20 protein-coding genes are annotated in these 18,156 nt (G+C 65.1%); 9 read left to right on the top strand and 11 right to left on the bottom strand.

Features of this window, described 5'->3' with window-relative positions; translation table 11 throughout:
- Together A3M7_RS50325 and A3M7_RS0136830 are read right to left on the bottom strand one after the other, a co-directional pair.
- Window positions 1–214: hypothetical protein (locus A3M7_RS50325; protein ID WP_210164307.1), on the bottom strand; the 214-nt coding region annotated here is incomplete at its 3' end.
- Between the two features lie 72 nt (window positions 215–286).
- Window positions 287–631: a hypothetical protein gene (locus A3M7_RS0136830; protein ID WP_027548378.1), complete on the bottom strand. Its 345-nt coding sequence runs from the start codon at window positions 629–631 to the stop codon at window positions 287–289.
- Here A3M7_RS0136830 and A3M7_RS0136825 point away from each other — a divergent pair.
- The 3 genes from A3M7_RS0136825 to A3M7_RS0136815 all read left to right on the top strand — a co-directional run bounded on the left by A3M7_RS0136825 (window position 630) and on the right by A3M7_RS0136815 (window position 3,506).
- Window positions 630–1,637, top strand: coding sequence for an RluA family pseudouridine synthase (locus tag A3M7_RS0136825; protein ID WP_027548377.1), 1,008 nt, complete (start codon window positions 630–632; stop codon window positions 1,635–1,637). The genes A3M7_RS0136830 and A3M7_RS0136825 overlap by 2 nt on opposite strands.
- A 218-nt stretch (window positions 1,638–1,855) precedes the next feature.
- A complete protein-coding gene (gene rpoH, locus A3M7_RS0136820; protein WP_027548376.1) occupies window positions 1,856–2,755 on the top strand; it encodes an RNA polymerase sigma factor RpoH in 900 nt (299 codons plus the stop codon).
- Between the two features lie 409 nt (window positions 2,756–3,164).
- The gene (locus A3M7_RS0136815) at window positions 3,165–3,506 is read left to right on the top strand and encodes a hypothetical protein (protein ID WP_027548375.1); all 342 of its coding nucleotides are present in this window, start codon (window positions 3,165–3,167) and stop codon (window positions 3,504–3,506) included.
- A gap of 119 nt (window positions 3,507–3,625) precedes the next feature.
- On the opposite strand, the gene A3M7_RS0136810 is transcribed toward A3M7_RS0136815, so the two are convergent.
- The 4 genes from A3M7_RS0136810 to A3M7_RS0136795 all read right to left on the bottom strand — a co-directional run bounded on the left by A3M7_RS0136810 (window position 3,626) and on the right by A3M7_RS0136795 (window position 7,376).
- Window positions 3,626–4,249: a peptidoglycan recognition family protein gene (locus A3M7_RS0136810; RefSeq protein WP_027548374.1), complete on the bottom strand. Its 624-nt coding sequence runs from the start codon at window positions 4,247–4,249 to the stop codon at window positions 3,626–3,628.
- A 35-nt stretch (window positions 4,250–4,284) separates the two neighbouring features.
- The gene (locus A3M7_RS0136805) at window positions 4,285–5,496 is read right to left on the bottom strand and encodes a GGDEF domain-containing protein (protein WP_027548373.1); all 1,212 of its coding nucleotides are present in this window, start codon (window positions 5,494–5,496) and stop codon (window positions 4,285–4,287) included.
- Between the two features lie 775 nt (window positions 5,497–6,271).
- On the bottom strand, window positions 6,272–6,883 hold the full coding sequence (locus A3M7_RS0136800; protein WP_027548372.1) for a LysE family translocator: 612 nt from the start codon (window positions 6,881–6,883) through the stop codon (window positions 6,272–6,274).
- A gap of 118 nt (window positions 6,884–7,001) precedes the next feature.
- Window positions 7,002–7,376 (bottom strand): response regulator, encoded by a 375-nt coding sequence (locus A3M7_RS0136795; RefSeq protein ID WP_027548371.1) that lies wholly within the window; start codon window positions 7,374–7,376, stop codon window positions 7,002–7,004.
- Between the two features lie 128 nt (window positions 7,377–7,504).
- Here A3M7_RS0136795 and A3M7_RS0136790 point away from each other — a divergent pair, with 128 nt between their 5' ends.
- Complete coding sequence (locus A3M7_RS0136790; protein ID WP_027548370.1) at window positions 7,505–8,350, top strand: SDR family oxidoreductase; 846 nt, start codon at window positions 7,505–7,507, stop codon at window positions 8,348–8,350.
- A 187-nt stretch (window positions 8,351–8,537) separates the two neighbouring features.
- Here the strand turns inward: A3M7_RS0136790 and A3M7_RS0136785 are convergent, their stop codons facing one another.
- The gene (locus A3M7_RS0136785) at window positions 8,538–9,344 is read right to left on the bottom strand and encodes a lytic murein transglycosylase (protein ID WP_027548369.1); all 807 of its coding nucleotides are present in this window, start codon (window positions 9,342–9,344) and stop codon (window positions 8,538–8,540) included.
- A 154-nt stretch (window positions 9,345–9,498) separates the two neighbouring features.
- On the opposite strand from A3M7_RS0136785, the gene A3M7_RS0136780 reads away from it, so the two are divergent.
- Window positions 9,499–10,434 carry an OmpA family protein gene (locus A3M7_RS0136780; protein WP_245284407.1) on the top strand — a complete coding sequence of 312 codons (936 nt, stop codon included), beginning with the start codon at window positions 9,499–9,501 and terminating at the stop codon, window positions 10,432–10,434.
- A 12-nt stretch (window positions 10,435–10,446) separates the two neighbouring features.
- Here A3M7_RS0136780 and A3M7_RS50080 read toward each other — a convergent pair whose 3' ends face one another.
- Complete coding sequence (locus tag A3M7_RS50080) at window positions 10,447–10,644, bottom strand: hypothetical protein (protein ID WP_198033886.1); 198 nt, start codon at window positions 10,642–10,644, stop codon at window positions 10,447–10,449.
- Here A3M7_RS50080 and A3M7_RS50075 point away from each other — a divergent pair.
- Complete coding sequence (locus A3M7_RS50075) at window positions 10,633–10,980, top strand: hypothetical protein (RefSeq protein WP_027548367.1); 348 nt, start codon at window positions 10,633–10,635, stop codon at window positions 10,978–10,980. The genes A3M7_RS50080 and A3M7_RS50075 overlap by 12 nt on opposite strands.
- A gap of 531 nt (window positions 10,981–11,511) precedes the next feature.
- A complete protein-coding gene (locus A3M7_RS0136770) occupies window positions 11,512–11,748 on the top strand; it encodes a hypothetical protein (RefSeq protein ID WP_027548366.1) in 237 nt (78 codons plus the stop codon).
- Window positions 11,749–11,861: 113 nt separating this feature from the next.
- Here A3M7_RS0136770 and rpoD read toward each other — a convergent pair whose 3' ends face one another.
- Together rpoD and dnaG are read right to left on the bottom strand one after the other, a co-directional pair.
- On the bottom strand, window positions 11,862–14,021 hold the full coding sequence (rpoD, locus tag A3M7_RS0136765; RefSeq protein ID WP_027548365.1) for an RNA polymerase sigma factor RpoD: 2,160 nt from the start codon (window positions 14,019–14,021) through the stop codon (window positions 11,862–11,864).
- 374 nt (window positions 14,022–14,395) lie between these two features.
- On the bottom strand, window positions 14,396–16,396 hold the full coding sequence (gene dnaG / locus A3M7_RS0136760) for a DNA primase (RefSeq protein WP_027548364.1): 2,001 nt from the start codon (window positions 16,394–16,396) through the stop codon (window positions 14,396–14,398).
- Window positions 16,397–16,706: 310 nt separating this feature from the next.
- Between dnaG and A3M7_RS0136755 the strand changes: the two genes are divergently transcribed.
- Window positions 16,707–17,270 (top strand): chlorite dismutase family protein, encoded by a 564-nt coding sequence (locus A3M7_RS0136755; RefSeq protein WP_027548363.1) that lies wholly within the window; start codon window positions 16,707–16,709, stop codon window positions 17,268–17,270.
- A gap of 76 nt (window positions 17,271–17,346) precedes the next feature.
- Here the strand turns inward: A3M7_RS0136755 and A3M7_RS0136750 are convergent, their stop codons facing one another.
- Window positions 17,347–17,745 carry a gamma-glutamylcyclotransferase gene (locus A3M7_RS0136750; protein ID WP_027548362.1) on the bottom strand — a complete coding sequence of 133 codons (399 nt, stop codon included), beginning with the start codon at window positions 17,743–17,745 and terminating at the stop codon, window positions 17,347–17,349.
- A 199-nt stretch (window positions 17,746–17,944) separates the two neighbouring features.
- On the opposite strand from A3M7_RS0136750, the gene A3M7_RS47825 reads away from it, so the two are divergent.
- Window positions 17,945–18,156 (top strand): helix-turn-helix domain-containing protein (locus A3M7_RS47825; protein WP_156936965.1); only part of this gene is annotated, 212 nt, incomplete at its 3' end.

Below are 18,156 nucleotides of genomic sequence, written 5' to 3'. Positions count from 1 at the left end.
GAAGACCTTCTTCTGCGACCCCCACGCGCCGTGGCAAAAGGGCGGCATCGAGAACGCCATCGGCCGCTTGCGCCGCTTCATCCCCCGAAAGACCGACCTCGAAAAGCTCCCAACCAAGCGCTTCCGCCAGTCCGTTGCCACCTACAACAACACCCCGCGCAAATGCCTTGACTTCAGAACCCCGGCAGAGGCCTTCTCCTCTCAACTGTTGCACTTCGAGTGTGAATCCACCTCCTGGCCTTCGCCAGGACGACGGTGGAAATTTGGGCGACTGCCCGGGCCACCCCTACGGCTCATTGGCGAATTTCAGCTTTCCGGCCGGCCTCAACGTGTGGGCGTCGAAGGTGCGAATCTCGGTGACCCCGCCGATATCGAGCGTGACCACGAGGCGGTCGCCGGCGACCCCGGTCGACACGATCCTGGCGCCCTTGGGCAGGGTGGCGGTGATGTCGCCCACCGGCTCGGGCGCCCTTCCCTCCGACTTGAAAAGGCGGTAGCCCACGGCGATCAGAACGGCGCACATCGCCAGCGCCGTGGTCAACCCAGCGATCAGCATCATCCGCCGCACCCGCGCGAACAGCGCGGCCTGCTCGGGGGTCGGTTCGGGAACAGCGGTATCAGACGTCGTCATGGAAAACTCAGGCTCTGCGCAAAGGTTGGAGGTGGTCGTCGCCGGCGACGAGGGCTCGGCCCGGCTCGACCGCGTGCTGGCGGCGCGCCTGCCGGACCTGTCGCGATCGAGGCTGAAAGCCCTGATCCTGGCGGGCGCGGTGAGCCTGAAGGCCTCCGCCATCCGCGACCCCGCTTATCACGTCAGTCACGGCGATACGATCACAATCGACGTGCCGGAGGCCGCGCCCGCGGAGCCGAAGGGCGAGGAAATCGCCCTCGATATCGTGTTCGAGGACGACGACATCATCGTCATCAACAAGCCCAAGGGCCTGGTCGTGCACCCCGCGGCCGGCCACGAGACCGGCACGCTGGTGAATGCGCTGATCGCCCATTGCGGCTCGACGCTGTCGGGCATCGGCGGGGTGCGCCGGCCCGGCATCGTGCACCGGCTGGACAAGGACACGACTGGACTGATGGTGGTCGCCAAGAACGACCTCGCCCATGCCTCGCTGTCGGCGCAGTTCGCCGACCATGGCCGCACCGGCGCGATGCGGCGCGGCTACATGGCCTTCGCCTGGGGGGTGCCGAACCGGCATCGCGGCACCGTCGATGCGCCGATCGACCGCCATCCGTATGCGCGGGAGAAGATGGCGGTGCGCCAGGGCGGCCGCGAGGCGGTGACGCATTGGGAGATCCTGGAGAGTTTCGCCGGGCGCGACGGCAAGCCGATCGCGGCGTTGCTCGCCTGCGAGCTCGAGACCGGGCGCACCCACCAGATCCGCGTCCACCTCGCCCATACCGGTCATCCCCTGATGGGCGATGCCGTCTATGGCCCGCATTTCAAGACCAAGGCCAACCAGCTCGGCCCGGAGTCGCGAGCCGCTTTGACGGCGCTCGGACGGCAGGCCCTGCACGCTTATCTGCTGGTATTGGAGCACCCCAGGTCCGGAGAATTACTCCACTGGGAGGCGCCTTTGCCGGAGGATTTGCTTCTCCTGGAGGGCACGCTGAAAGCGGCGCTATGACGCAGCCTCGTTAGGAAAAGCGTTACATTACAAAAAGTTATAGCTGCCACACGGGGACGTGACGTCAGCAATCCTTCCCTTTTTGACCCCCCATGGGGTATATTGCGCCTGCGTTGGAAATGACCAACGCGGAACATCGCAGCTACGGCCGGCTTTAACACAGCGGTCGTCTGCCTGGCCCGCCGCTATCGGGGGCCTGAACCTTGGAGGGCTCAACCATGGCCCGTACCGCTGCTTTGCCGGTGCTCAATGGAGAATCCGGCCTCTCTCGCTACCTCGCCGAGATCCGCAAGTTCCCGATGCTGGAACCCCAGCAGGAATACATGCTCGCCAAGCGTTGGCGCGAGCATGACGATCGCGACGCGGCGCACCAACTCGTCACCAGCCATCTCCGCCTCGTGGCCAAGATCGCCATGGGCTATCGCGGCTACGGCCTGCCGATCTCCGAGGTCGTCTCGGAAGGCAATGTCGGCCTGATGCAGGCGGTGAAGCGTTTCGAACCCGAGAAGGGGTTCCGTCTCGCCACCTACGCGATGTGGTGGATCAAGGCGTCGATTCAAGAGTACATCCTGCGTTCCTGGTCGCTCGTGAAGATGGGCACCACCGCGAACCAGAAGAAGCTGTTCTTCAACCTGCGCAAGGCGAAGAGCAAGATCAACGCGCTGGACGAGGGCGATCTCCGCCCCGACCAGGTTGCGACCATTGCCAAGCGGCTGGGCGTGACGGACCAGGACGTGATCGACATGAACCGCCGCCTCGGTGGCGACGCGTCGCTCAACGCGCCGATCCGCGACGACGGCGAAGCCGGCGAATGGCAGGACTGGCTGGTCGACAATACGCCCAACCAGGAAGCCATGATGGCGGAGCACGAGGAGTATGATCACCGCCGTAACGCGCTGAACGGCGCCATGGGCGTGCTCAACCCGCGCGAACGCCGCATCTTCGAGGCCCGTCGCCTCGCCGATGAGCCGATGACGCTGGAAGACCTTGCCGCCGAGTTCGGCGTGTCGCGCGAGCGCGTCCGCCAGATCGAGGTCCGCGCCTTCGAGAAGGTGCAGTCCGCGGTCAAGGGCACGATCGCAAGGGCGGAACAGGCCGCGCTGGAAGCCGCGCATTAAGCGGGCTTCGCTGGCGCCAGAGATTGGCGGATCGAAAGAGACGGAAAAGCCGGCGGCAACGCCGGCTTTTTTGTTGGGGAGGTGTCGCTCTCCACATTCGGTGTCATGCCCCGCAAAAGCGGGGCATCCAGTACGCCGTGGCGCCCATGGTGAGAGCGAGTTCTCCAACGTAGGTCCCTGGAATACTGGATCGCCCGGTCAAGCCGGGCGATGACAGCTGTGTTTGCGGCTCAATGATGCCGCCTGATCGCGCCGCCCTGCAAAGACCGGCATTCGCCGCGCAGCCGAACGAGACGGCCATCACAGTCCCCTCCCCTGGCTGACTTAGACCGCGCTGGCCTTGAACCCGCGCGTCCGGCGAACCGACCCAAGAAGACCGGACCGACAACAGCAAGCGAATGGACGCGCCGTGTCGATCATCCTGCAATCCACCGTCGGCGGCTTCTCCGCCCAGTTCATGCGCAAGCTGCCGCTGGTCGAGCAGGCGATGCGGGAGCACGGGCTCGATCCCGCGGAGTTCGTGATCGCCAAGGACTACGCCTCGACCGCGACGATCCCGATCATGGGTCCGTTCTTCTTTGACTACAGCGTGTACTTCGGCGACGAGAAATTCACCGTCACCGAGCCGAACGACATGGTGTTCCTGGACTATTTCTTCAAACGCGTGCTCGCAGCGGACGAGCCGCCGGAATTGCCGCGGCGGCCGGGTTTGATCCGGCGGCTGTTCGGCTGGATGGCGGAGGCGGTGTAACCCCTCCCGTCATTCCGGGGCGCGCGTAGCGCGAACCCGGAATCCATCGCGCATCAGAGTTGGTGGATGAATGGATTCCGGGCTCGCGCCAAGCGGCGCGCCCCGGAATGACACGCGAGCTACTCCCCCCATGTCCTCGCCAGCGTCGCGAGCCAGCAGCCTTCGCAATAGCGCGCGTCCTTGTAGTCGATCCAGTTGTGCGCATAGACGCGGTCGAGCGGGATGTCGTAGCGCGCACGCAGCACCTTGACGAGGATCTTCCACGCCGCGACCTGCGCCTCGGTGGGACCGGCGGCGACATCGGGATAATTGCCGGCGAACTCGACGCCGATCGAATTGTCGCGCACCACCTGGCGATAGGTCGGTCTGTTGTCGATGTACTTGTTGTCGTTGCGGTTGGCGCCGTCGCCATGGGTCGGCACCAGGTTCTCCGCCACCGCCCAATAGACCGTGCCGTCGGTCTCGACCCAGACCGTGACGCCGCGCCGCGTCGGGTTCTTCGACTGCTCCGCCGCACCGCCGCGCGCCGAGCCGGCCGGCCCCTCGGACTGGTGCACGATGATGTTGCGCCAGGGTCTTGCGCTGTGGACGTCACCCCATGGCGCCAGCCAGACGACCTTCAGGCCGGGAATGTCGGGCGTGCCGGAGGCGCGCGCGAGCTTTGCGAGTTCGGCGTCGGTTGCGGCGGCGGGTGCGATCAGAAGGGCGGCGAGAATGGCCGCGAGCAGGCGAGACATCATCATCAAGGATCCAATGCGGACCCGAGCCTAGCACGCCATCAGGCGAAATTGCGCACGGCTTCGCCCGTGCCGTTCGGCTCGGGCGCGAGCGGCGGCGCGGGATCGTAGACGGCAAAGTCGTTCTTGCCGTTCTTCTTGGCGGCATAGAGGGCGTGATCGGCATGCGCGATCAGGCGCTCCGGGAATTGGCCGACGCCGCGATCCCATTGCGCCACACCGATCGAGATCGCGATCGGGATGTCTTTGCCGTTGCAGGCCGCGGCGTCCCGACGGCAGACCTCGAGCACGCGGCGGGCGATTGCGGCCGCCTCGCGCATGGAAGAGGACGGCAGCACGATGCAGAACTCGTCGCCGCCGGTGCGGGCGAGCATGTCGCCGGGCCGCAGCCGCGTCTGCGCCATCAAGGTGAAGTGCTGGAGACAGGCATCGCCCGCGGCATGGCCATGGGTGTCGTTGATGGTCTTGAAGCCGTCGAGATCGATCACCAGCAGCGAGAACGGCTCGCCGCTGCGCTCCGAACGGGCGCATTCCTCGGACAGGCGCTGCAACAGATGGCGCCGGTTGGCGACACCGGTGAGATCGTCGAGCAGCGCGAGGTCTGCGACCTCGCCACGCAGCCGGTCCATCGCCATCAGGAGGAAGCCGAAATTGAGCGTCATCGACAGGAACAGGAGCCCCAGCACCAGGACGGCATGGGTCTGACCGCCGGCGACCGCCGAGAAATCGTGGCCGAGCAGATTGCCCACCGCACGGGCAAGGAAGATCGCAATGATGGTGATGATGACGATGCCGGCCAGACGGGCGCCCGGATTGACGTGGCCTTCGGGCGGCAACAGCAACAGACGCAGCGACAGCACCAGCGGCAGGGCCTGGCCGATCGTGTAGCTGAGCATGCGCAGCTGCATGTTCTCGAAGCCGACCATGAAGAAGACGACACCGCCGAGGCTCAAGGTGCCCGTCACGATCATGAGGCGCCATGACACCGGTCGGTCGTAGAAGCGCTGAATGCCCATCGCGGCGAGACAGCTCGCCGCGACGACACCGGCAGCGCCGAACAGCAGCGGCAAGGGAGACGAGACGAACAGGCGGACCAGGGCCGCCATCGCGCCGGCCGCGGCGACGAAGGCCGATGCCATCCAGAACCGTGCGGCCGCGAATTTCGGATAGGAGCGCGTCACGTAGCCCCAGATCAGGCCGAGCGCCAGGAAGTTGACGGCGAAGACCGTCCAGAGTGTCGGTACGTTCAGCATGGCCACTGCAGCGCGCGTAGCGCCCCGCCCCCCATCCCTGGCAGCCGTCCGTCCATGACCCGTCCCCGTTTTCTTGCGGGGAACAATGCGCGGGTTGCACTTAACGGAGTCTCACTGCGATCCTCCAATGCGCTCCTTTGGTTTTGGATTCATGAACGGCGCGCGGATTGTCGGATCGTTAGGCATGTTGCCGTCGACCTCGTGCGGTCGCATCGCGATCCGCGCGGAGCGGATTCGCGGGCAAAAAGCACCCGAAAACGCATCTGAGCTGTGGATAACGTGATGACACAGATATGACGGCGCGGGGCAGAGACCTGCGAATCTGCTGAGTTTGTCGTCGAGGATGTTGCGAGGCTGGCCCTCCGCCGAGCATCCCTCGTGTCGCGTTCCACCATTAACCCTTGAGAGGATACTATGGCTAAGAAAGCGAAGAAGGCGAAGAAGGCGACGAAGAAAAAGGCCAAGAAGGCCGCGAAGAAGAAGTAGCCAGCATGTTCTTTGCCCGGGTAGAGCCTCGCTCTGCCCGGGCGTCGGGTAAGGTTGAGAGAGTAGAGATGGCGGGCCCAAGGCCCGCTTTTTTATTGGGTGGCCCCGCTGTCTCGCTCCCTCGCCCCGCTCTTCGGGCCGCGACGAGCTTCGCTCGCGCTGAGAGGGTGGGGTGAGGGGCGCTTCCGCAAGTGAGGTTGTCGAGGGACCTGTACCCCCTCACCCGCATCCCATCTTCGATGGGATGCGACCTCTCCCCGCAGGCGGGGAGAGGTAAAGAAGAAAGAGCCTACCGCTCGGCAAACGCGAGCTTGGCGCCGAGTGCGGCAAAGCCGGCGGCAAAGCTGCGGCGCAGCCAGGTCATCACCGCCGGGCGGGAGATGACGCGCTCGCGCACGGATGCGGCGCAGAGGCCGTAGACGACGAACACCGCAAAGGTCATCGCCATGAAGGCGCTGCTCAATTCCAGCATCCGCGCCAGCACATGGGCCTCGTCCGCCGCGATGAACTGCGGCAGGAAGGCGAGGAAGAAGATCGACAGTTTTGGATTGAGGATGTTGATCAGGAAGCCGGTGACGATGACCCGGCCGCTCGACCGCTCCCTGATCTCGCCCTCCACCGCCAGCGCACCTCGCTCGCGCAGCGCCTGCCAGGACATGTAGAGCAGATAGAGAACGCCGCACCATTTCAGCGCGGCGAAGGCGAGCGCGCTGGTGTGGAGCACGGCGGCAAGTCCCAGCATGGCTGCAATCATGTGCGGCACGATCCCGAGCGTGCAGCCGAAGGCGGCGGCGACGCTGGCTCGCGGGCCGCGCGTGAGCGCTGCGGCCAGCGTGTAGAGCACGCCGGTGCCGGGCGAGGCGACGACGATCAGCGAGGTGAGCAGGAAGGACCAGGTCATGAGCGGACCCTATCATCCTGCCTCACGGCAAGAAAGCGGCGCCCCGGGATCAGCCGTCAGGAGGACGGGTTGAGAACACGCCTGCCCTGCCAACAAAACAGTTCTGACACCGTCACCGTCAGGCCAGCTGCGCGAGCTCGGCCTCGCGCAGCACGTCGAGCGGCGCCCAGGGCTTGGCCCAGAACTTGGCGCCGTCGGGCAAGGGCTGCATCAGCGGACGGCCGGAGGTGACGACGATGTCGAGCCTGGGATTGCGTCCCTTGGCGAGATGGGCGAGCTCGACGCCGTTCATGCGGCCGGCCAGCTGCACGTCGGTCAGCATCAGGCAAATTGCGCCTGCGCTCTTCTCGAGCACGCGCTCGGCCGCTTCGGCGCTCTCGCACTGGATGACCTGATAGCCGCTCTCTTCCAGCAGGAGACTGAGCATTTCCCTCTGCATGGGGTCGTCTTCAACTACGAGTGCCGTTGCAGGAAATGGTCTTGATTGTCCCATCGGCGACTCCCAATGCTGCCTGTCTGCGTCCAAGTAACTTACGTTAAGGAGCCAACTCGAATACGGTTCGGTTCCATTCTGAAAAAATGTAAATCATAGTTCCAAAATCGGAGCTTGAGGGGGGATCCATGACTGCGATTCGCGGCGCCGCCGCCATCACCGGAGCTGCGAGCGGCATTGGCCGCGCACTCGCCATCGAACTCGCCCGGCGTGGCTGCGACGTTGCGCTCGCCGATCGCGACGAGGCCGGGCTGAAGGCGCTCGCCGCCGAGATCGGCGGAGGAAGCGAGAAGGCATGCAAGGTCACCCTGCATCGCGTCGACGTCAGCGAGCCCGGCGACATCGCGCAGTTCGCCAGCGAAGCGACAGCGGCGCATCCGTCGCTCGGCATCGTCGTCAACAATGCCGGCGTGGCGCTGCTGGGCACGTTCGAGGAGATCGACCAGGCGCAGTTGGAGTGGCTGTTCGACATCAATTTCTGGGGCGTGGTGCACGGCACCCGCGCCTTCCTGCCGCACCTGAAGACGAAGGGCGAGGCGCATATCGTCAACGTCTCGTCCATCTTCGGCATCATCGCGCCGCCGGGACAATCGGCCTACGCCGCGGCCAAGTTCGCCGTGCGCGGCTTTTCCGAGAGCGTGCGGCACGAGCTCGCGGTGGCGGGAAGTCCCGTAAGACTGTCGGTCGTGCATCCCGGCGGCGTCGCCACCTCGATCGCGCGCAGCTCGCGCACCGGGGTCGGCGTCACCGACAATGCCCGCCGCTCGCAGATGATCGAGCGGTTCGAGAACGCAGCAAAGACCACGCCGAAGGACGCCGCGCTGCGCATCATCAAGGGCATCGAGAGGAACGAGCCGCGCATCCTGATCGGCAACGATGCCCGCTTCATGGACCTGTTGCAGCGCTTCCGCCCGGGGACCTACTGGGCGCCGTTGCAGCGGAGGCTGGAGAAGATGGCGCAGGGGGCGAAGTGAGCGGGATGCGACGCCGCCCGCCACACCCACCGCCGTCGTCCCGGCGAAGGCCGGGACCCATAACCACCGAACTCAGTTTGGCGAAGACTCGCAGTTCTGTACTTCCACCGTCCGCAACGGATAGATTCCGCGGTATGGGTCCCGGCCTTCGCCGGGACGACACTAGGGGATCAGGCGTCTCCCACCCTCACTGCCCCGCCAGCCGATCGGCAAAATACCCGATGGTCTTGCGATAGATCACCGCCCTGTTCCACTCCCGCATCGCCTCGAAATTGGCGGTGCCTTCGCCGTAGGGCTGGCCCATCTTGAAGCCGCTGGTGTGGAGCAGGTTCGCGGTCGAGGCGAGCACGTCGGGGACGCTGTGGCGGAGGTCGACGTGGCCGTCGCCGTCGAAATCGACGCCGTACTTGATGTAGGACGACGGCAGGAACTGGGTCTGGCCGATCTCGCCGGCATAGGCGCCGATCAGGTCGCGCAGCGGCAGGTCGCCGCGCTGCACGATCTTGAGGGCGGCGAGCAGCTCGCCCTGGAACAGCTCGGTGCGGCGGCAGTCGTGGGCGAGCGTCGCCAGCGTGCGGATCACCGGCAGCTTGCCGATGTCGCCCTTGCCGAAATCGCTTTCCAGCCCCCAGATCGCAACCAGGATGTAGCGGGGTACGCCGAACTGCTGTTCGATGCGCGAGAGCAGCGCCGCGTGACGCTGCAACAGCGCCTTGCCGCCATTGATGCGGCCCGGCCCGACGCGGGTCGAAACATACTGCTCGAAGCTCTTGTTGAAGGTGTAGCGCTGGCGCCGGTCGAAGGCGAGCACCGCGCCGTCCTGGGTGATGCCGCTGAACGCCGCGCTGGTCACGTTCGCCGAGACGCCGGCACCTTGTGCTTCCGCGGTCATGCTGGCGACGAAGCTGTTGAAGTCGCCGCCGCAGCGCGCGGCCTCGGCCGGGCCGCCGGCCAGACCCACGACGAAGGCGGTGGCGAGAAGCGGTCTCAACATGCGGGGAATCCTTTGGGAAATGTGCGTGGAAGGCAGCGCGATCATGCCCGGGAACAGGATTCGCGTCAAAGCGACAAGCCCTCGCCAGAACCGATCTCGCGGCGGGCGCGACTAAAGAACAGCGCTCGCCCCGTCCCAACCGATCGAGATGACCATGCCCATTCCGCACCGGATGCTTGCTGTCCTCGCCCTGCTCTCCCTTCTCGCCGTCACCACCGCTGCCGCGCAGACGCGCGACGTTGCCGGCAGCCGCGACTATCCCGGCATCGGCCGGTTCGCCGGCAGCGTCATCACCGGCTATGTGGTGAAGGATTTTGATGCCGCGCGGATGCAGGCGGCTGCCTTCAGGGACGGCCAGCCGACCGACGCCCGGCGGCTCGAGGGGCGCGTCTTCCGCATCGCCTATCGCACCAATCCGGGTCCCTCGATCCTGGAAGTGTCGCGCAATTTCGAGACGCAGCTCGCCAAGGCCGGCTTCGAGACCCTGCTCGCCTGCGACACCGACGCCTGCGGCGCCATTCCCTTCACGGAAAGCGTCGACACGCTGCCGATCCCGCAGATGTGGGTCGACGGCTTCAACTACCGCTACTTTGCCGGCCGCAAGAGCGAGGGCGGGCGCGAGACCTATGCCAGCGTCATCGTCAGCCAGAACAACCAGGACATCTATGCGCAGGTCACCGTCGCCGAGCTCGGCGCCATCGCGAACAGGATGGTCGATGCCGCCGCGATGGCCAAGGGTCTTGGCGAGACCGGCCACATCGCGCTCTACGGCATCTATTTCGACACCGACAAGGCCGTGCTGAAACCCGAGAGCCGCCCGACGCTGGAGCAGATCGCAAAGCTCTTGACGAGCCAGCCGCAGCTCAACGTCTTCATCGTCGGCCACACCGACAGCCAGGGCGCCTATGAGTACAATCTCGACCTGTCGAAGCGCCGCGCCGAAGCAGTCGCCGCCGAGCTCGTGAAGAGCTTTCGCATCGCGCAGGCGCGGCTGCGCACCGCCGGCGTCGGCCTGCTCGCGCCAGTCGGCTCGAACGCAACGGACGCCGGCCGCGCGCTCAACCGGCGGGTGGAGCTGGTGGCGCCGTGAGGGGCTCTCTCGTCATTCCGGGGCGCCCGAAGGGCGAGCCCGGAATCCATCGAGCGGCAGTGTTGGCGGATGAATGGATTCCGGGTTCGCGACTTTGTCGCGCCCCGGAATGACGAAGGAAAGAGTTGCCGCTATAATGTTGATGCCTGCGCAGCGCCATCGGTTGATGCGGCCGATGCGATCATGAGGCGAACCGCCATGGCCGAACATCAGCAGCCTCGACCAACCCGCGCCGCCCTCCTCCGCATCCCCCTCTTCCGCCTGCTCGCCATCAACCTTGCGATTGGTGCCTGCGCCGCGACGCTTCTCGTCGGCGGCCTGCTCTGGCTCAACCCCGGCCATCTGCGGGAGCTGATCCTCGCCGACCGCGCAGGCGGCGTTGCGCTTCTCCTGCTGCTCGCCTCGTTCCTCATCACCTTCGGTTCCGCCGCGATGGGCAGCGCGATCATGGCGCAGGGACGCAAGGACGAGGATAGCGGGCGCGGCGGCGGACACCACGCGCGGCGCGCCGTCCACGAACTGGCGCAGCGCAAACGCTTGCGTTGAGGTGTGCACAGGGAAGATGGAACTCGTCCGCACACCCGGATCACATTGTCCGCGCGCAAACCGGAAGACGTGCAGCCGAACGCGCGTTCCTACAAGAATGCAACTCACGCTGCATCGCGAGAACAGACAAGATGAACAAAGTGTTTTGATGGTCCAAGCAATTGTTTCGGCGCACATCGGAACTGCGCTCGCAACCGACGCATATCTGCTGCGCTCACCGCGACACCAACGCTCCTGCGATTTATCTTGCCACGGCATGGCGCAGATTATAATATTCTATCCTAGGTTGTCGCCCCGCCAGCCCCGGGCGACGCTGAAGACCCAAAATAAGCGGCGGGCTTTTCGGCCCGCCGTTTATTGAGGGAAGGGTCGCATCGGATTTTACGAAGCGCCAGACGCATCCGACCATCCTGCAAACAGACTTCATCGATCGATCGCGCAGCCGATTCCGCCGCCGCATGGTCCGCCTGACCACCGGAAAACCCGCCAAAGTCATTTGACTATGGCGCCCTGATCGACGACAAGCCCGCCATGGCCAAGAAACCCGGGACCAATCCCAAAGGCGAATTCGCCTTTTTCAACGTCGTCTATGAGGACGGCTCCCAACGCTCCAACCGGCGCGTCCCTGCGGAATTGCTCGGAGGCCTCGAGGGCGACGAGCCCGCCCGCGGCTTCATCATGGAGCAGGACCGCGAGATCGCCGAAAAATCCGGCCGCCCGCCGCTGGCGATCAAGAACCTCGACCGGGTGGGGGTAAAGAAGAAGTAGGCCGGTGTCCGTGGGACACGCCAATCATCAGCACAACAGAAAAACGGCGGGCTTTCGGCCCGCCGTTTTCGTTGGATGGATGCCCGGGTCAGGCCCGGGCATGACGATCCGAATTAATTATCCAGGAAGCTCCGCAGCTTCCGCGACCGCGACGGATGCTTCAGCTTCCGCAGCGCCTTGGCTTCGATCTGACGGATGCGTTCGCGCGTCACCGAGAATTGCTGGCCGACTTCTTCCAGCGTGTGGTCGGTGTTCATGCCGATGCCGAAGCGCATGCGCAGCACGCGCTCTTCGCGCGGGGTGAGCGAGGCGAGCACGCGCGTGGTGGTCTCGCGCAGGTTCGACTGGATCGCGGCGTCGATCGGCAGGATCGCGTTCTTGTCCTCGATGAAATCGCCGAGGTGTGAATCCTCTTCGTCACCGACGGGCGTCTCGAGCGACAACGGCTCCTTGGCGATCTTGAGGACCTTGCGGACCTTCTCCAAGGGCATGCCGAGCTTCTCGGCGAGCTCTTCCGGGGTCGGCTCGCGGCCGATCTCGTTGAGCATCTGGCGGCTCGTGCGCACGATCTTGTTGATCGTCTCGATCATGTGCACGGGGATGCGGATGGTACGGGCCTGGTCGGCGATCGAGCGGGTGATCGCCTGCCGGATCCACCACGTGGCGTAGGTCGAGAACTTGTAGCCGCGGCGGTACTCGAACTTGTCGACGGCCTTCATCAGGCCGATGTTGCCTTCCTGGATCAGGTCGAGGAACTGCAGGCCGCGGTTGGTGTACTTCTTGGCGATCGAGATCACGAGACGGAGGTTGGCTTCCACCATCTCCTTCTTGGCCTGGCGGGCTTCGCGCTCGCCCTTCTGCACGGAGTGCACGATCTTGCGGAACTCGACGATCTCGAGACCGGTCAGCGCGGCGAGCTGATGCACCTCGTGGCGGAGGTCCTTGATGCGGTCCTTCTCGTGGTGGACGAAGTTCTTCCAGCCCTTGGCCGACAGCTTCGAGACGCGGTTGAGCCAGCGCGGATCGAGCTCCGAGCCGGTGTAATTGCGCAGGAAGTCTTCGCGCGCGACGCCGTGGCTGTCGGCAAGGCGCATCAGGCGGCCCTCATGCGAGACGAGGCGCTTGTTGATGTCGTAGAGCTGCTCGACGAGGCTGTCGATACGCGCCTGGTTGAGGCGCAGCGACTTCACCTCGACGATGATCTCGTCCTTGAGCTTGCGGTACTTGCGCTCCTGGTGCGGCGAGAGCGAGGGACCGTGCGAGGTGCTCTCGAGCTGGTTCTGGATGTCCTGCTCCTGAAGCTTGCGCAGCTTCTTGTAGCTCTCGGCGATCTTGTCGAAGATCTCGACGACCTTGGGCTTGAGCTCGGCCTCGATCGCCGCAAGCGACATCTGGTTCTCGAACTCGTCGTCCTCGTCCATGTCGGCTTCGGCGGCGGCCTCGCCCGGATCCTTCTCGGCCTCGGCGCCGTTGCCGGGGGCAGGCGCGGCGCGGAACGGGGTCGGCGCCGGCGGTGCCGCGGGCGGGGCGACATGCGCGGGCGCGCCGCCGGTCACTGCCGTAGCTTCGCCGCCCTCGGCCGTGGCCTCGCCGTTCTCTCCAGCGGGACCGCCGATCATCGCGGTGTTCATGCCGCCCTTGGCTTCGGGGCCGGCATAGGTCGCTTCGAGATCGATGATGTCGCGGAGGAAGATCTTGCCTTCGTTGAGCTCGTCGCGCCAGATGATGATGGCCTGGAAGCTCAGCGGGCTTTCGCACAGGCCTGCGATCATCGCCTCGCGGCCGGCCTCGATGCGCTTGGCGATCGCGATTTCGCCTTCGCGGGACAGCAGCTCGACGGTGCCCATTTCGCGCAGATACATGCGCACGGGATCGTCGGTGCGCTCGCCCGGCTCGCTCTTCTTGACCTCGGTGACGGCCTTCTGGGTGACCTCGACGAGCTCGTTGTCGGTCTCGTCCTCGCCGCCCTCGTCCTTGTCTTCCTCGCCTTCGCTATCGTCGGCTTCGGTGACGTTGATGCCCATGTCCGAGAGCATGGACATGATGTCCTCGATCTGCTCGGGCGAGGTCTGGTCGGACGGCAGGACTTCGTTGAGCTGATCGAAGGTCACGAAGCCGCGCTTCTTGGCCTGCTTGATCATCTTCTTCACGGCCGCGTCGGACAGATCGAGCAACGGCGAGGGCGCGTCCTGGGAATCCTTCTCGGGAGCATCCGCTGCCTTGTCGTCTTTTTCCTTGTCCTTCGCCTGCAGCGTCTTTGCCTTGGTGGCCATCCATTGCTCCTAAACGCGTTTCACACAGACGTTCGCCGCGCCTGCCTGAAATCACTTGAACCTGTTGCTCGACGCTCTCGCTTCGTCAGCTCTCGACACGGAAAGGGCGGCGCGCACTTCTCTCGCCACCCCCAACTTTCTCTCGCCGGAATTGCCTAACGCTTCGTGAGCCTCTTTGTCGCAGCGGATGCAGGTGTAGTGCCAACAGTGTTCGCGCGGATTCATTCCTGACGCGTCTGTTCTGCCTGCGGCCGCCTCTGGGCCAAAGTGCTACAAGACCGTTAAGCCTCGATTAACCCTGTTTTTGCCGCCAAACCATGGATTTGGCGAGTCTTTTAGCGGTTCCGGTCCCGGCCGTCCGCATGATTCTTTCATCACACGCTCTTCTGGAGCCGGCCCGACAGCTCGCCAAAACCCTCGATCAGGGCCTCGGTGCCGTCGACTTCCCCTATCCGAGCCTTGACGTCACGCAGCCACGCCAAATTGGCCTCGCTGGGGTCCTCCCCCAAGGCCAGCTCGGCGTCCTTCAACTCCCTAAGTAGTGAATGCCATTGCCGATGCAAGGCAACCAGCTGGTGCCAAGTGGAGAGAACGTCGTCCCTCGCCGCGCCTTCGCGCGCGCCCCATACCGCCTGGGTCGTGATGCCATTCTCAACCCTTTGAAGAAGCTGCGAAAATCCACCCTTTTCGATGTCGGCCCGCATCTTCTCGGCCTGCTCGCCAGGGTCCGGTGAGTGATGATGGTCGTTGGCGAAGGCGGCGATGATGCCGGCCCGCAGCTTGTGGGCCTCCGGATGGGCCAGCTCCAGCGCGGCGACCTCCTCGAGGTGCTCGTGCAGCAGCCAGGGGTGGTTGATCAGGGATTGCAGGATCAGCGCCTCCCGGCGGGAGATGGCGCTGCGCTGTCCCTTCATGATCGGGCTTGTCGCGAGCTGGGGGCTCGCCGCCTGGTAGGGGCCGGAGGGTAGCGGGGTGGGGCCGGACGCGCCGCGGAACCCCTGACCGCCGAATCGATTCGCCTGCCCGCCGCCCCGCGGCTGGAACGGGCGGCCGCCCTGACCGGGGCGAAAATTGCCACGGCCGGCATAGCCGCCGCGCCCGGTCTCGGGCGCAAACGTACGCTGAAGCCGCTCGGCGAGGTCCTGGCGATAATAGCGCCGCACCACCTCGTCGCGGATGCAATTGGAGAGCTCCTTGATGCGCGCTTCCAGCGCGGCGCGGCGCTCGGGGGTGGCGAAGTTGCCGCCTTCGAGCTCGCGCGACCAGAGCATGTCGGCGAGCGGACGCGCCGCCGCGATCACCTCTTCCATCGCGCCGCGACCGCCGGAACGCACGAGATCGTCGGGATCCTGCCCTTCCGGCAGCAGCGCAAAGCGCAGGCTTTTTCCAGGCGCGAGGAACGGCAGCGCGAGATCGGCCGCACGATACGCCGCCTTCTGCCCGGCGCGGTCGCCGTCGAAGCAGAGGATCGGCTCGTCCGCCATCTTCCAGAGCAGCGCGAGCTGATTTTCGGTGAGCGCGGTGCCGAGCGGCGCGACGCTGCCTGCAAAGCCCGCGGTGACCATGGCGATGACGTCGACATAGCCTTCGACCACGATCAGGGCGCTGCCGTTATGCGCGGCGGCGCGCGCGGTCTGGTGGTTGTAGAGATTGTCGCCCTTGTGGAAGAGCGGCGTCTCCGGCGAGTTCAGATATTTGGCCGGAACGTCCTTCTCCAGCGCGCGCCCGCCGAAGGCGATGACGCGGCCGCGCAAATCGGTGATCGGAAACATTACGCGATCGCGGAAGCGGTCATAGGGCACGGGGATGTCGTTGCCGCCGACGAGCAGGCCGGTCTCGACCATGTCGTCAACGGACACGCCGAGCTTGCCGAGATGCTCCTTCAGCGCGAAGCGATCCGGCGAGGCGTAGCCGAGGCGGAACTGCAATTGCGTCGCCGGCGAGATCGCGCGGTCGGCGAGATAGCCGCGCGCCTTGGCGCCGAGCCGCGAGGCCAGCGTCTCGGCGAAAAATTTTGCGGCGAGGTCCATGACGTCATGCAGCGAGCGGCGGCGCTGCTCCTGGCGTGCCGCGTCGGGCGTCACCGCCGGCAGCGGCAGGCCCGCCATGCTCGCGAGCCGCTCGACGGCCTCGGCGAACGGCAGGCCGTCGGTCTCCATCACGAAGGTGATGATGTCGCCGTGCTTGCCCGAGGAGAAGTCGTGGTAAAAACCCTTCTGGTCGTTGACATAGAAGGACGGCGTCTTCTCTTGCTGGAACGGCGACAGCCCCTTCCACTCCCGCCCGGCCTTCTTCAGCTTCACGCGCTTGCCCACGACTTCGGAAACCGAAAGCCGGGCACGAAGCTCGTCGAGGAACTGGGGCGTGAAGCGCATGGGGTGTGTCTAGCGCGAAACCGTGTGAGTCGGGCGAAGGATCAGGGATATAGGTGCGCCCCGCCCAAAAGTCAGGTTTGTCAGGATTATCCGGGTTATTCGACCTATGCACAGGCCTTTCCGTCATTCATTGGTCATTCCGGGGCGATGCGACGGGCTGCGCAAAGCGCGGCCCGGAGCATCGAGCCCGGAATCCATTTCTCCCGACGTTCCGGCGGCGCGATGGATTCCGGGCTCGCGCCAAGAGGCGCGCCCCGGAATGACGGCAGAGGGGCCTTGAACCCGGCCCGGTTCCACGCTTCCATAGGCCATGTTCAGGACCTTTCGAGGCGGCCACAGCGGGGGCTGGCGCGTGACCTCGATTTCGCCCGTGACGGGCGAGCCCCTGCCCTTCATGCCGGCGCTGTCGGTCACCGACAGCGAGGCCGTCTCGTTGCCGCTGGTGCCCTCGCGCAATGCGTGGCGGCTGGTCGGCGTTCCCAGCACATTGCGCTACACCGAGCGCGCCGAGAAGCAGCAGCTCGTGGCCGTGCAGGCCGGGCTCGGCCGGCTCGAGGCAACCAGCGCGGCGCTGATCCCGATCCGCAAATCGCAGGCCTGGTGGGATCTGACGCAGGAAGAGCGCCGCAAGATTTTCGAGGACAGGTCGCGCCACATCGCCAGCAGCCTGCGCTTCCTGCCCGCCATCGCGCGGCAGCTCTATCACTGCCGCGATCTCGGCGGCCCCTTCGACTTCCTGACCTGGTTCGAGTTCGCCCCCACGCACGCCTCGCTGTTCGAGGAGCTGGTGGCGATGCTCAGGCGCACCGAGGAATGGACTTACGTCGAGCACGAGGTCGACGTGCGCGTGGTGAAGGAAGTGCTGTCGGCCTAGAGGCGAAGAGATCGCGCTTTAGTTTTTTGAGCATGATCTTGTCGGAAGACCGCTACGCACTTTTCCGGATCATGCTCTAGTGATCCAGGAATCGCCCCGACTCGATGCGGGGCAGATCGGCGACGGGCCAGTTGTAGACATAAGTCCACGCCTTGCCGGCGGTGCCGTCCGGCAGCGTCACGTCGATCAGCCTGCGCAGATATTCGGTCGGCTCCGGAAAGCCCTCGCCGCAAGCCTCGTACATGTCGAGCTCGCGCAGCAGCTCGTCGGGCACACGCATGTGGAAGAGCTCGCCATGGACGAGGTCGGACGGCGCATCCGACAGCAGCAATCCCGGATAATGCTTGATGAGAAAGAGCCGGCCGCGGCAGGTCGCTTCGCCCAGAAATTCCGCATGGCCGGCAAGCAGCCGCGCCATCGGATGGTCGAAGCCGCGCATCAGGGTGCCATAGACGAAGAGACGATCGGAGGTCATGGGGGCTCTATAGCTGCGAATTTTGCGGAACGACAGCGCTGCACATTCGGTGTCGTCCTGGCGAAAGCCAGGACCCATAACCACCGAATGCTGGAATGGGCAACCTGATGGCCACAGCGCAACGCCACACAAACAGTCGGGGTAATGGGTCCCCTGAGTTCACAAACGAAGTGCAACACTTCCAACTGGAGGTGTTGCCATGGGGCGGACTTACAAACAGCTCTCCCTTGACGATCGATGCGAGATTGCCCGCCTTTCGGCCAATGGCAACTCGGTCGGGCAAATCGCGGCAGCTTTGGATCGCCCGCCATCAACGATCTCTCGGGAGCTGAGGCGGAACCGTGGCAGGCAGGTCGGCTACAAGCCAAGCTATGCTCAGCAGCAGACCCGGGCGCGGCGCTGGAAGGGTTC

Source organism: Bradyrhizobium sp. WSM2254 (assembly GCF_000472645.1).
GTDB lineage: Bacteria > Pseudomonadota > Alphaproteobacteria > Rhizobiales > Xanthobacteraceae > Bradyrhizobium > Bradyrhizobium niftali.
Note: the sequence above shows the minus strand (reverse complement) of the source record. Positions and strands in the feature narration are given on the sequence as shown.

Coding starts and splice junctions, on each gene's coding strand:
- A3M7_RS0136825 (WP_027548377.1), top strand. CDS start 630: ATGGAAAACTCAGGCTCTGCGCAAAGGTTGGAGGTGGTCGTCGCCGGC.
- A3M7_RS0136830 (WP_027548378.1), bottom strand. CDS start 631: ATGACGACGTCTGATACCGCTGTTCCCGAACCGACCCCCGAGCAGGCC.
- rpoH (WP_027548376.1), top strand. CDS start 1,856: ATGGCCCGTACCGCTGCTTTGCCGGTGCTCAATGGAGAATCCGGCCTC.
- A3M7_RS0136810 (WP_027548374.1), bottom strand. CDS start 4,249: ATGATGATGTCTCGCCTGCTCGCGGCCATTCTCGCCGCCCTTCTGATC.
- A3M7_RS0136805 (WP_027548373.1), bottom strand. CDS start 5,496: ATGCTGAACGTACCGACACTCTGGACGGTCTTCGCCGTCAACTTCCTG.
- A3M7_RS0136800 (WP_027548372.1), bottom strand. CDS start 6,883: ATGACCTGGTCCTTCCTGCTCACCTCGCTGATCGTCGTCGCCTCGCCC.
- A3M7_RS0136795 (WP_027548371.1), bottom strand. CDS start 7,376: ATGGGACAATCAAGACCATTTCCTGCAACGGCACTCGTAGTTGAAGAC.
- A3M7_RS0136790 (WP_027548370.1), top strand. CDS start 7,505: ATGACTGCGATTCGCGGCGCCGCCGCCATCACCGGAGCTGCGAGCGGC.
- A3M7_RS0136785 (WP_027548369.1), bottom strand. CDS start 9,344: ATGTTGAGACCGCTTCTCGCCACCGCCTTCGTCGTGGGTCTGGCCGGC.
- A3M7_RS0136780 (WP_245284407.1), top strand. CDS start 9,499: ATGCCCATTCCGCACCGGATGCTTGCTGTCCTCGCCCTGCTCTCCCTT.
- A3M7_RS50075 (WP_027548367.1), top strand. CDS start 10,633: ATGGCCGAACATCAGCAGCCTCGACCAACCCGCGCCGCCCTCCTCCGC.
- A3M7_RS50080 (WP_198033886.1), bottom strand. CDS start 10,644: ATGTTCGGCCATGGCGGTTCGCCTCATGATCGCATCGGCCGCATCAAC.
- A3M7_RS0136770 (WP_027548366.1), top strand. CDS start 11,512: ATGGCCAAGAAACCCGGGACCAATCCCAAAGGCGAATTCGCCTTTTTC.
- rpoD (WP_027548365.1), bottom strand. CDS start 14,021: ATGGCCACCAAGGCAAAGACGCTGCAGGCGAAGGACAAGGAAAAAGAC.
- dnaG (WP_027548364.1), bottom strand. CDS start 16,396: ATGCGCTTCACGCCCCAGTTCCTCGACGAGCTTCGTGCCCGGCTTTCG.
- A3M7_RS0136755 (WP_027548363.1), top strand. CDS start 16,707: ATGTTCAGGACCTTTCGAGGCGGCCACAGCGGGGGCTGGCGCGTGACC.
- A3M7_RS0136750 (WP_027548362.1), bottom strand. CDS start 17,745: ATGACCTCCGATCGTCTCTTCGTCTATGGCACCCTGATGCGCGGCTTC.